Origin of the sequence: Serratia sp. KG1D (genome assembly GCF_037150675.1) — a bacterium.
GTDB classification, from domain to species: domain Bacteria; phylum Pseudomonadota; class Gammaproteobacteria; order Enterobacterales; family Enterobacteriaceae; genus Serratia; species Serratia nematodiphila.
This window is the reverse complement of sequence record NZ_JBAGIH010000003.1, coordinates 362,840-374,983: the sequence shown is the minus strand read 5'-3', so window position 1 is coordinate 374,983 and position 12,144 is coordinate 362,840. Positions and strand designations below refer to the sequence as shown.

Below are 12,144 nucleotides of genomic sequence, written 5' to 3'. Positions count from 1 at the left end.
CTTCCTTATTGCACCACCACCGTGCCCGGCTTGTTGGCTATCCGATCCGCCATGGTCTGGATCGAGTCGGTGCGCAGAATATACAGCCGCTTTAGCGTATAGGGGTTATCCCCCGGCTTTACCTTGCCCTGCACCGTGGTCACCGCCAGATGGAAACCGGCGTCCTGCGCCGCCTGGATCGCCCGTTGGTTATAGCCGCCGAACGGGTAAGACAGATACAGCACGTGCGGATTGAACTGCGACAGCGCGCGGCGTGAGCGCTCAAAATCGAACTCGATATTGTGCAGCGAACGGCTCAGCAAAATCGGCTGGCGATTACCGTCGGTGCGGTGCAGGAAATGGGTATGCGACTGCACGTCGAACACGTCCTGAATCTGCTTGAGCTCCGAGACGCTCATAAACTGCAACGAGTCCGGGTTCCATTTCTGCGGATGGCGTTTGATGCGCGAAGAGATGATGAACGCCGTGGCGCGGAAACCGTAATCCTTCAGCACCGGGTAAGCGTAGCGATACACCGATTTCAGCCCGTCGTCGAACGTCAGCACGACCGCCTTGCCCGGCAGGTTGATCTGATTTTTCAGGTAGGCTTCCAGCTGGTACAGCGAAATGGTGTCGTAGCCCGCCTGCTTCAGGTAGGTCATCTGGTTGCTGAACGCCACGTCTGAAGTGGTGGTCGAGGTGTGGCGGAAGCGTTTGTTCTCTTCGTTTTTCAGCAGGTGGTGGTAAGTCAGCACCGGTATGCCGTTATCGATCTCGCAGTCCAACTCATTAATGAACCCCAGCCGCTCGCCGATGTTGACCTCGTACCAGGTGTTGTTCAGGCGATCCTTCAGCTTGCCGATGATCGGATAGCGCAGGTTGCCTTCCAGCGTGCCCAAGACCTCGCTGTCCTTATCCGCTGCGGTGTATACGTCGATCGTTTTTTGCGTGATCAGATTCTGGTTGGTCAGCGGTTTGTTCAGCTCGCCCAGATCGTCTTGCACCTTGCGCGACTTCTTCAATTCACGCACGTCGTCTTTATCGATAAAGCCGGTACCGTGCCCGAATTTGAATTCGTAGTATTCCGCATCCGCCGGGAAGACTTGGAGCAGTTGCCCGCGCTTCACTTCCCCTACCGGGATCACATGCTCGCCCACCAACGCATAGACTTCGCTATCGCGCTGCGCTTCCATGTATTCAGATTTAACCGCGCTGTCTTCCGACAGCAGACTAGCCAGGCTCACAGGGGAAACCAACGACATCAGAATGCCGAGCAACCCAGCCGTTAACGTGTATTGAGACCGCATGATGATGTTCTGCTTACGAGTGCGTAATGACAAAAGTGGAGGAAATGTGGAGCGCCAGCATAGCACGATTTGAACAGCGGGGAACTAGCGGTTATTTGAGCAATTCTATTGATTTACGCGCCGCCTGCGCCAAATCAAGAAAAGCGCCCCCGCCGGGAAAGCGAGGGCGCGATACGATCAGCTGCGCAGGCCGCGGCCGCGCTCGATCAGGTACCAGGACAGCAGGTAAAACACCGCGATAAACGCCACCAACACCGCCATGGTGAACGCCAGCGGCACATCGTTGATGCCGAGGAAACCGTAGCGGAAGCCGCTGATCATATAAACGATGGGGTTCAGCTTGGACACGGCCTGCCAGAATGGCGGCAGCAGCGACAACGAGTAGAACACCCCGCCCAGGTAAGTCAGCGGCGTCAGCACGAAGGTCGGGATCAGGCTGATATCGTCGAAAGTGGTGGCGAACACCGCATTGATCAGCCCCGCCAGCGAGAACAGGATCGCCGTCAGCAGCAGCGTCAGCGCAATCACCCACCAGGCGTGCACCTGCAGCGGCACGAAGAACAGTGAGATGATGGTCACCAGCACGCCGACGCAGATGCCGCGCGCCACGCCGCCGCCGACATAGCCGGCGATCACCACGTGGGTCGGCACCGGCGCCACCAGCAGTTCCTCAATGTTGCGCTGAAACTTGGCGCTGAAGAACGACGAGGCGACGTTGGCATAGGAGTTGGTGATGACCGCCATCATGATGAGGCCGGGCACGATGAACTGCATGTAGCTGAAGCCGTGCATATCGCCGATGCGCGAGCCGATCAGGTTACCGAAGATGATGAAGTACAGCGTCATGGTGATCACCGGCGGCACCAGGGTCTGGATCCAGATGCGCGCGAACCGGTTTACCTCTTTGGCCCAGATGCTCTGTAAGGCCACCCAATACAAACGCGTCATGCTTTCTCTCCATTGCCGTTAACCAGGGTGACAAACAGCTCTTCCAGGCGGTTCGCCTTATTGCGCATGCTCAGCACCTGCACGCCCTGCGCGCTCAGCTGGGCGAACAGGCCGTTCAGCCCTTGCTCGCGCATCACCTCCACTTCCAGCGTCGAGGTATCCGTCAGGCGGCTGCGGTAACCGTCCAGCTTCGGCAGCGGGCTCTTCGCCGCCAGATCGAGGATGAAGGTTTCCGACTTCAGCTTGGCCAGCAGCCCCTTCATCGAGGTGTTTTCCACCAGTTCCCCGTTCTGGATGATGCCGATGTTGCGGCACAGCATTTCCGCCTCTTCCAGATAGTGGGTGGTGAGGATAATGGTGGTGCCCTGGGCGTTCAGATCTTTCAGGAAGCCCCACATCGAGCGACGCAGCTCAATATCCACCCCGGCGGTCGGCTCATCGAGAATCAGCAGCTTCGGCTGATGCATCAGCGCGCGGGCGATCATCAGGCGGCGCTTCATGCCGCCGGACAGCATGCGGGCGCGCTCGTTGCGCTTGCCCCACAGATCCAGCTGATTGAGGTATTTTTCGGCGCGCGCCATCGCTTCACGCCGCGTGACGCCGTAGTAACCCGCCTGGTTCACCACGATCTGCAACACGGTCTCAAACGGATTGAAGTTGAACTCCTGCGGCACCAGGCCGAGCTGGCGCTTGGCGTTGACGATGTCTTTATCGATGTCGTAACCGAATACCCGTACGCTGCCGGCCGTTTTGTTCACCAGCGAGCTGATGATGCCGATGGTGGTGGACTTTCCGGCGCCGTTTGGCCCCAGCAGGGCATAAAAATCCCCCGCTTCGACGCTCAGGTCAATGCCGCGCAGCGCCTTGACGCCACCGGCGTAAGTCTTGGTCAGCTGCGCTAATTCCAGTGCATAATTCATATGTAAAATAGTACCTTATAACGATGAGTATGCCGCCACTCCCCTGTTTGCGAGGCTTGAAACACTAACGATAATCCTAGCATCGGCGACGTTTTCACTGCGTCGAATCCGTGCGCTAAATGAGGCTGCACCACTGTTCCGATTTCCAAATTGTGACGCTTACCCTATATTACCCCAACGCAATCTGTCCGTTACGGGTCAATCACCTCCATGAAAGAAATCGAAGAGCTTATCGCCAACAACCAGGCCTGGTCGGCCAATATCAGTCAGGAAGACCCGGATTTTTTTGAACGTTTAGCCCAGGCGCAAAAGCCCCGCTTCTTATGGATTGGTTGCTCTGACAGCCGCGTTCCCGCAGAACGCCTGACCGGCCTCGAGCCGGGTGAACTGTTCGTCCATCGCAACGTGGCGAACCTCGTAATCCACACCGATCTTAACTGCCTGTCGGTGGTGCAGTATGCGGTAGATGTGCTGGAAGTCGAACACATCATCATCTGCGGCCACCTGGGCTGCGGCGGCGTGCAGGCGGCGGTGGAAAACCCGGAGCTGGGTTTGATCGACAACTGGCTGCTGCACATTCGCGATCTGTGGTACAAGCACAGCTCGCTGCTGGGCGAGCTGCCGCCGGAACAGCGTTTCGACATGCTGTGCGAGATCAACGTCATTGAACAGGTGTACAACCTGGGCCACTCCACCATCATGCAATCAGCCTGGAAGCGCGGCCAGAAGGTGATGATCCACGGTTGGGTGTACGGCATTCAGGACGGCCGCCTGCGCGATATGGAAGTGCTGGCGACCAGCCGCGAGAGCCTGGAGATGGGCTACCGCAAAGCGATAGCCAAACTGAAGCAGGATAAAGGCGTATAACCCCGCCGCGGGCGCGGCTTGCCGCGCCCCACATCCAATTACTCGTCCAGCAGCACCACTTTGCCGACGTACGGCAGGTGACGATAACGCTGAGCGTAGTCGATGCCATACCCCACCACGAACTCATCCGGGATCGAGAAGCCGACATATTCAACCGGCACCTGCACTTCACGGCGCTCAGGTTTGTCCAGCAAGGTGCAAATCGCCAGTGACTTCGGCCCGCGCAGCGCCAAAATCTCGCGCACTTTGTTCAGCGTGTTACCGGAATCGATGATGTCTTCCACGATCAGCACGTCTTTGCCGCGAATGTCTTCGTCCAGATCCTTGAGGATCTTCACGTCGCGGGTGGTGGACATGCCGCTGCCGTAGCTGGAGGCGGTCATAAAGTCGACTTCGTGCGGCACCTCGATCGCGCGGCAGAGATCGGCCATGAACATGAAGGAGCCGCGCAGCAGCCCGACCAGCACCATGTCGCTGCCGCTGTCGCGGTAATGTTCGGTGATCTGGCGGCCAAGTTCGGCGATACGGGTCTTAACTTCCTGCTCGGAAATCATTACGTCTACAGTGTGTTTCATAGTATTCAGGTCAGTTGCCGGAAGAAAGGCGCAGAGTTTAGCATAGCCTTTCGCCGGTGGCGACGCGAGCGCGCCGCCACGTGAGCGCCGGACCGCGATCATTCGTCGACGGTGAAGCCCATCATCATGCCGGTATCTTCGTGTTCCAACAGGTGACAGTGGGCCATATACGCATGTTCGCTGCTTGCCGGATGATCGAAGCGCACCAGCACTTCGCTGCGCCACCCTTCGACGCGCACCGTGTCCTTCCAGCCGCTGCGATGCGCCGCCGGCGGTTTGCCGTTTTCCGACAAGATACGGAACTGGGTGCCGTGAATGTGGAACGGGTGCAACATCATGTCGCCCTCACCGGAAATGGTCCATTTCTCATACTGGCCACGTTTGGCGGCGAACATCGGCTTGGTCATGTCGAAGGCCTTGCCGTTGATCATGTTGCCGTGGCTGAAGTCGAACGGTTTGGCTTTGCCCTGCGCGCCGCCGTGATCCATCCCGGCCATCTTGCCATGATCCATGCCTTTCATGTTGCCGTGATCCATGCCCTGCATGCCGCCCTTCTCCATGCCTTTCATGTTACCGTGGTCCATGCCTTGCATGTCTGCGCCACCCGTCGCGCCATGATTCATGCTCATGCCGGCCATCGCCTGGTGGCCATAGCGATCCATCAGCGCCTGCATGCCCAGCATATCCAGCTGCGGATCCATCATCAGCTGTAGCCAGCGCTCCTGGATACCGGTGATAGCAGGCAATGCCGGCAGCTTCACCAGGCTATCCGGCATGGTTTTAATGCCCTGCGCCAGCGAGGGCTGAATGCGCAGCACCGGCAGCGGTTGATCGAACGGCGCCAACGTCATGCCCATCTGCTTCACCGGCAGCGTCACGATATCGAATGCTTTCCCATCCGAGGCATCGACCAATACTTCAAAGCGTTCGCCCATCAGCATCGGCAGCTCGGTCAGCTTCACCGGCTCCGCCAGGAAACCGCCGTCGCTGGCGATAACGTACAGCGGACGGTTGTCACTGGCCGCCAGATTCAGCGAGCGGGCGTTACAACCGTTGAGGAAACGCAGACGCAGCCAGCCGCGCGGCGCCAGATGTTGCGGATACTGCGCGCCGTTGGTGAACATGCGATCGCCAAACCAGCCCACCGCCGCGCTCATCACGTCCAGGCGGTATTCGATCTGCGCGTCTTTGCCCAGCCGCTTATCCTGCAGGATCACCGGAATATCATCCTGCCCCCAGGTTTTCGGCAGCGGCAGTTTGGCGCTTTCGTCGTCTTCCAGCAGCACCAGCCCCGCCAGCCCCATCATCACCTGGCTGCCGGTTTTACCGTGCGTATGCGGGTGGAACCAGCAGGTAGCCGCCGGTTGATCAACAGTGAAATTCACCGTGCGCGTCGCGCCGGGATGGATCAGCGCCTGCGGGCCGCCATCGACGTCGCCGGGAATTTCCAGGCCGTGCCAGTGGACGGTACTGGCCTCCGCCAGGCGGTTTTTGATATCGACCGTCACCGGCTGGCCACGCTGCAGCTTCACCGCCGGCCCGAGCAGCGCGCCGTTGAATCCCCAGGTTTTGGTGGCGGCGCCGGGCAACCAGCGGGTTTCCCCCGCCTGCAGCGCCAGCGCAATCTTTCCCTGCGCGTCAGGCGTCAACAGCGGCGGTACCGGCAGGGCCGGCCTATCGGCCGCCCAGGCGGCTCGGCTCCACAACGGCAATGCGCTCGCCGCGCCCAGCGCGGCGGTTAATTTAATAAAATCACGGCGTAACATCGCTGACTCCCTTTTCTCAGTGACATAACTCAATGCCGCCAGCCTAAACCTTCCCCCTGGCGGAAGGTCAAGCCTTTCCTGGCGGTATTTTAAGCTATGCCTCACAATCAAGAGAGTGTGACTGGCAAGCGCGACGCCGGCCCGCCGGCAATAAAATTTGGTGCCTTTACAGACAAGTGTGGTAACGTCAGCAGACGACAAACAGGCCTATTTCATGATGAAAAAAACAACGTTATCGATGCTGTTGCTGGCGATGCTGGGCTTCTCCAACGCCAGTCTGGCGCTGAATGAATCCGAGGCGGAAGATCTGGCCGATCTGACGGCGGTATTTATTTATTTGAAAAATGATTGCGGCTACAACGATTTGCCAAACGCGCAAATCAAACGCGCCATTGTCTATTTCGCGCAACAAAACCGCTGGGATTTGAGCAACTACAACAGTTTCAATATGAAGGCGCTGGGCGAAGACAGCTATCGGGATCTCAGCGGCATCGCCATTCCAACGCCCAAGAAGTGCAAATCGCTGGCGCGCGACTCGTTGAGCCTGCTGGCCTACGCCAATTAATTCTTTCCCCTTCTCCCATCCGCTTAACGCTCTCTCTGTCTGAAATTCAACCGTGCATCGCCAGGCAGAGTTAGCTATGATGTTGCGCCGATTTTTCATGGCTGTTATTACGGAGTTTCCCGCACATGACCCAGAAAGAAATTTGGTACGAAACGCTGCATACGGGCTTCGGCCAGTACTTCTCGGTAGAGAAGGTGCTGTACCGCGAGAAGACCGATCATCAGGATCTGGTGATCTTCGAGAACCCGGAGCTGGGGCGCGTGATGGCGCTCGACGGCGTGGTGCAAACCACCGAGCGTGACGAGTTCATCTATCACGAAATGCTGACCCACGTGCCGCTGCTGGCGCACGGCCGGGCGAAGAAAGTGCTGATCATCGGCGGCGGCGACGGCGGCATGCTGCGTGAAGTCAGCCGGCACCCTGGCGTGGAGCAGATCACCATGGTCGAGATCGACGCCGGCGTCGTCGAGTTCTGCCGCCAGTACCTGCCCAACCACAGCGCCGGCGCCTATGACGATCCGCGCTTCAAGCTGGTGATCGACGACGGCGTCAACTTCGTGAATCAAACCGACGAAACGTTCGATGTGATCATCTCCGACTGCACCGATCCGATCGGCCCCGGCGAAAGCCTGTTCACCTCGGCGTTTTATGAAGGCTGCGCCCGCTGCCTGAATGAGGGCGGCATTTTCGTCGCGCAGAACGGCGTCTGTTTCCTGCAGCAGGACGAGACGGTCAACAGCCACGCCAAACTGAGCCGCTACTTTAGCGACGTCAGCTTCTATCAGGCGGCGATCCCGACCTATTACGGCGGCATCATGACCTTCGCCTGGGCGAGCCAGGACCCGGCGCTGCGCCAGCGCGATCTGCCTGCCCTGCAACAGCGCTTTAACCAAAGCGGCCTACACTGCCGTTATTACAACCCGGCAATTCACGTCGGCAGCTTTGCCCTGCCGCAATATTTGCTCAATGCCCTGAACGTAACACGTTAAGCGAGAAGATAAAGGAGGTGGCCCAAATTGCATAAGCTAAAACTGCACGGCTTCAACAACCTGACCAAGAGCCTGAGTTTTTGTATTTACGATATTTGTTACGCCAAAACCGCGGACGATCGCGATGGCTATATCGCCTACATAGACGAACAATATAACGCCAACCGGTTAACCGAGATCCTGAGCGAAACCTGCTCGATCATCGGCGCCAATATTCTGAACATCGCGCGTCAGGACTACGAGCCGCAGGGCGCCAGCGTCACCATCCTGGTCAGCGAAGAGCCGATCGATCCGAAAGACGTCGATACGTCGGAACACCCCGGTCCGCTGCCAAATACGGTCGTCGCGCACCTGGACAAAAGCCATATCTGCGTACACACCTACCCGGAAAGCCATCCGGAAGGCGGGCTGTGCACCTTCCGCGCCGATATCGAGGTTTCGACCTGCGGCGTCATTTCGCCCCTCAAGGCGCTGAACTATTTAATTCACCAGCTGGAATCCGACATCGTCACCATGGACTATCGTGTGCGTGGTTTTACCCGCGACGTGAACGGCGTGAAACATTACATCGATCATGAGATCAATTCGATCCAGAACTTTATGTCGGAAGACATCAAGGCGCTGTACCACATGATGGACGTGAACGTTTACCAGGAAAATATCTTCCATACCAAGATGTTGCTGAAGGATTTCGATCTGAAGCACTACCTGTTTAACGCGCAACCGGAGGCGTTGAGCGCCGCCGAGCGCAAGCAGATCACCGATCTGTTATGGAAAGAGATGCAGGAAATCTATTACGGCCGCAATATTCCGCATCTGTGATGGAAAGGGCGCGGCACGCCGCGCCCTGATGCTTAGTACTTCAGCATGAAAGAACGATAGGCTTTCAACACCCGCAGGAAATCCTCAACGCCGCAGAATGAGAGGCTTTCTTCGTCGTAATAGTTCATCCCCTCTTCCATTTCATCGCCCTCGAACTCCAGCTGATTGGCGCGGATCATCACTTCTTCACCATCCATCAGCAGCGTATATTCATGGCCTTCCAGCTGCCATTGACGCTCGCTGCCTTTGACCTCGGCCGCGCCGGCTTCAATGCGGTCCAGCAGGTTGAAATCGCCTTTGACTTCTTCGTTGATCCAGTGGCCAATCGCCTCATGCCCCATCGAAAATCTGACGAGCACCTGACCGGTGACGTCACGCAGAAATTCGTAATCCATAGCATGCCCTCCTGAGCCCTTTTTCTTAGTGTAAACATAAATGGCTGACTAACTCAGTGAGCGCTCGCAAAGTTGGCAACTGAGCAAAATAAAACGGGAGGCCAAAGCCTCCCGTTAAACAGTTGCGCAATATAGCGGCTTACACGGCGGTTTGGAAGATCACGCCGTCGGCTTTTTCGGTGTACTGCCCCAGCTGGTCAAAGTTCAGGTAGCGGTAGGTATCCGCCGCCGTCTTGTCGACCTGCGCCATATAGGTCTGGTACTCGTCCGGCGTCGGCAGGCGGCCCAGCAGGGACGCTACCGCGGCCAGTTCAGCAGACGCCAGATAGACGTTAGCGCCGGTGCCCAGACGGTTCGGGAAGTTACGGGTCGAGGTGGAAACCACCGTCGCGCCGTCCGCCACGCGCGCCTGGTTGCCCATGCACAGCGAGCAGCCCGGGATCTCGATACGCGCGCCGCTCTTGCCGAAGACGCTGTAGTAGCCTTCTTCGGTCAGCTGAGCCGCATCCATCTTGGTTGGCGGCGCCACCCACAGACGGGTCGGCAACTGGCCCTTGTGCTGATCCAGCAGCTTGCCGGCCGCGCGGAAGTGGCCGATGTTGGTCATGCAAGAGCCGATGAACACTTCATCGATCTTGCTGTTGGCCACGTCGGACAGCAGGCGCGCGTCGTCAGGATCGTTCGGCGCGCACAGGATCGGCTCTTTGATCTCGTTCAGATCGATGTCGATCACCGCTGCGTATTCCGCATCCGCATCGCCTTCCAGCAGTTGCGGATCCGCCAGCCATTTTTCCATGCCCTGAATACGGCGCTCCAGCGTACGGCGATCGCCGTAGCCTTCGGAAATCATCCACTTCAGCAGCACGATGTTGGAGTTCAGGTACTCTTCGATCGGCGCCTTGTCCAGCTTGATGGTACAACCGGCGGCGGAACGTTCGGCGGACGCATCGGTCAGCTCAAACGCCTGCTCGACCTTCAGATCCGGCAGGCCTTCGATCTCCAGAATGCGGCCGGAGAAGATGTTTTTCTTGCCCTTCTTCTCGACGGTCAGCAGACCTTGCTGGATCGCGTAGTAAGGGATGGCGTGCACCAAATCGCGCAGGGTGATGCCCGGCTGCATTTTGCCTTTGAAGCGCACCAGCACCGACTCAGGCATATCCAGCGGCATCACGCCGGTCGCGGCGGCAAACGCCACCAGGCCGGAACCGGCCGGGAAGGAGATGCCGATCGGGAAGCGGGTGTGGGAATCGCCGCCGGTGCCGACGGTGTCAGGCAGCAGCATGCGGTTCAGCCAGGAGTGGATCACGCCGTCGCCCGGGCGCAGCGAGACGCCGCCGCGGTTCATGATGAAATCAGGCAGCGTGTGGTGCGTGGTCACGTCGACTGGTTTCGGGTACGCAGCGGTGTGGCAGAACGACTGCATGACCAGATCGGCGGAGAAGCCGAGGCAGGCCAGGTCTTTCAGCTCATCGCGGGTCATCGGGCCGGTGGTGTCCTGAGAGCCGACGGAGGTCATCTTCGGTTCGCAGTATTCGCCAGGGCGAATGCCGGCGACGCCGCAGGCGCGGCCGACCATTTTCTGCGCCAGCGAGAAGCCTTTGCTGCTGGCGGCAACCGGTTTGGCGATGCGGAACACGTCGCTGTGCGGCAGGCCCAGCGCTTCGCGCGCCTTGGTGGTCAGGCCGCGGCCGATGATCAGCGGGATACGGCCGCCGGCGCGCACTTCATCCAGCAGCACGTCGGTTTTCAGCTCGAAGTTGGCGATCAGCGCGCCGGTCTCGTGGTTGCGCACTTCACCTTTGTACGGGTAAACGTCGATCACGTCGCCCATGTTCAGCTCGGACACGTCCACTTCGATCGGCAAGGCGCCGGCATCTTCCATGGTGTTGAAGAAGATAGGCGCAATCTTGCCGCCCAGCACCACGCCGCCGCCGCGCTTGTTCGGCACGTGCGGGATGTCGTCGCCCATGAACCACAGCACCGAGTTGGTGGCGGATTTACGGGAGGAACCGGTGCCGACCACGTCGCCGACGTAGGCCAGCGGGAAGCCTTTCTTGTTCAGCAGCTCGATCTGTTTGATCGGGCCGACGCTGCCAGGCTGATCCGGCACGATGCCTTCACGTTCGTTTTTCAGCATCGCCAGCGCGTGCAGCGGGATGTCCGGGCGCGACCAGGCGTCCGGCGCCGGAGACAGGTCGTCGGTGTTGGTTTCGCCGGTGACTTTGAACACGGTGACGGTGATCTTTTCCGCCAGCTCCGGGCGCGACAGGTACCATTCGGCGTCTGCCCAGGACTGCATGATCTGTTTGGCGTGCGGGTTACCGGCCTTGGCCTTCTCTTCCACGTCGTAGAAGTTGTCGAACATCAGCAGCGTGTGGGACAGCGCTTTGGCGGCGATCGGCGCCAGCTTCTCGTTGTCCAGCGCTTCGATCAGCGGATGAATGTTATAGCCACCCTGCATGGTGCCTAACAGTTCAATCGCTTTCTCGGGGGTAACCAGGGGGGATGTCGCTTCACCTTTGGCGATGGCCGCCAGGAAACCTGCTTTGACGTAGGCGGCTTCGTCGACGCCCGGTGGAACACGGTTAATCAGCAGGTCTAACAGGAATTCTTCTTCGCCTTTTGGCGGATTCTTCAGTAGTTCGACCAGCGCGGCCATTTGGGTGGCGTCTAGCGGCTTAGGGGCGATGCCCTCAGCAGCACGCTCGGCTACGTGCTTACGGTATTCTTCTAGCACGACGTTCTCCTCGCTCTCATTGTCATTTATTGTGCCTGGCGTATATGCAAACCGGGTTTATACCCTTTGGGTTTCACTCTGTGGCTAGGCGATCGGCCCGTAAAGGCCCCGAAACGGTGATTGGGGCAAACAAGCACGGTCAAACAGCGTTACAGCATGAAAGACTGATGGGTAGAGCGCACGGCGATATTGATGCCATCTATCCTGACGGGGCACTGCTGTCGATGTCCTGGACTGTAAGGTACAGTGCCCGGTTCCGCTCAGCCAGCATATC

11 protein-coding genes are annotated in these 12,144 nt (G+C 58.6%); 4 read left to right on the top strand and 7 right to left on the bottom strand.

Annotated elements, in window-relative coordinates:
• Positions 1-5 precede the first annotated feature (5 nt).
• The 3 genes from WFM45_RS16850 to WFM45_RS16840 all read right to left on the bottom strand — a co-directional run bounded on the left by WFM45_RS16850 (position 6) and on the right by WFM45_RS16840 (position 3,154).
• Positions 6-1,286: a polysaccharide deacetylase family protein gene (locus tag WFM45_RS16850; RefSeq protein ID WP_015379029.1), complete on the bottom strand. Its 1,281-nt coding sequence runs from the start codon at positions 1,284-1,286 to the stop codon at positions 6-8.
• A gap of 177 nt (positions 1,287-1,463) precedes the next feature.
• Positions 1,464-2,234 carry an ABC transporter permease gene (locus WFM45_RS16845; RefSeq protein WP_004937535.1) on the bottom strand — a complete coding sequence of 257 codons (771 nt, stop codon included), beginning with the start codon at positions 2,232-2,234 and terminating at the stop codon, positions 1,464-1,466.
• Complete coding sequence (locus WFM45_RS16840; RefSeq protein WP_004937534.1) at positions 2,231-3,154, bottom strand: ABC transporter ATP-binding protein; 924 nt, start codon at positions 3,152-3,154, stop codon at positions 2,231-2,233. Before WFM45_RS16840 ends, WFM45_RS16845 begins: the two co-directional genes overlap by 4 nt.
• A gap of 210 nt (positions 3,155-3,364) precedes the next feature.
• On the opposite strand from WFM45_RS16840, the gene can reads away from it, so the two are divergent.
• Positions 3,365-4,021, top strand: a complete 657-nt coding sequence (gene can / locus WFM45_RS16835; RefSeq protein WP_015379031.1) for a carbonate dehydratase — start codon at positions 3,365-3,367, stop codon at positions 4,019-4,021.
• Positions 4,022-4,059: 38 nt separating this feature from the next.
• On the opposite strand, the gene hpt is transcribed toward can, so the two are convergent.
• Both hpt and cueO read right to left on the bottom strand, forming a co-directional pair.
• Entirely contained in the window at positions 4,060-4,596 is a 537-nt protein-coding gene (hpt, locus tag WFM45_RS16830; protein WP_004937527.1) for a hypoxanthine phosphoribosyltransferase, read from the bottom strand.
• Between the two features lie 98 nt (positions 4,597-4,694).
• The gene (gene cueO / locus WFM45_RS16825; protein WP_033632108.1) at positions 4,695-6,362 is read right to left on the bottom strand and encodes a multicopper oxidase CueO; all 1,668 of its coding nucleotides are present in this window, start codon (positions 6,360-6,362) and stop codon (positions 4,695-4,697) included.
• Between the two features lie 217 nt (positions 6,363-6,579).
• Between cueO and WFM45_RS16820 the strand changes: the two genes are divergently transcribed.
• The 3 genes from WFM45_RS16820 to speD all read left to right on the top strand — a co-directional run bounded on the left by WFM45_RS16820 (position 6,580) and on the right by speD (position 8,738).
• A complete protein-coding gene (locus WFM45_RS16820; RefSeq protein WP_004937515.1) occupies positions 6,580-6,927 on the top strand; it encodes a YacC family pilotin-like protein in 348 nt (115 codons plus the stop codon).
• A gap of 125 nt (positions 6,928-7,052) precedes the next feature.
• Positions 7,053-7,916, top strand: a complete 864-nt coding sequence (speE, locus tag WFM45_RS16815) for a polyamine aminopropyltransferase (protein ID WP_033632107.1) — start codon at positions 7,053-7,055, stop codon at positions 7,914-7,916.
• Between the two features lie 27 nt (positions 7,917-7,943).
• Complete coding sequence (gene speD / locus WFM45_RS16810) at positions 7,944-8,738, top strand: adenosylmethionine decarboxylase (protein ID WP_033632106.1); 795 nt, start codon at positions 7,944-7,946, stop codon at positions 8,736-8,738.
• A 32-nt stretch (positions 8,739-8,770) separates the two neighbouring features.
• Here speD and yacL read toward each other — a convergent pair whose 3' ends face one another.
• On the bottom strand, positions 8,771-9,133 hold the full coding sequence (gene yacL / locus WFM45_RS16805) for a protein YacL (protein WP_048325353.1): 363 nt from the start codon (positions 9,131-9,133) through the stop codon (positions 8,771-8,773).
• A gap of 139 nt (positions 9,134-9,272) precedes the next feature.
• Positions 9,273-11,870 carry a bifunctional aconitate hydratase 2/2-methylisocitrate dehydratase gene (gene acnB / locus WFM45_RS16800; RefSeq protein WP_004937504.1) on the bottom strand — a complete coding sequence of 866 codons (2,598 nt, stop codon included), beginning with the start codon at positions 11,868-11,870 and terminating at the stop codon, positions 9,273-9,275.
• Positions 11,871-12,144: the final 274 nt, after the last annotated feature.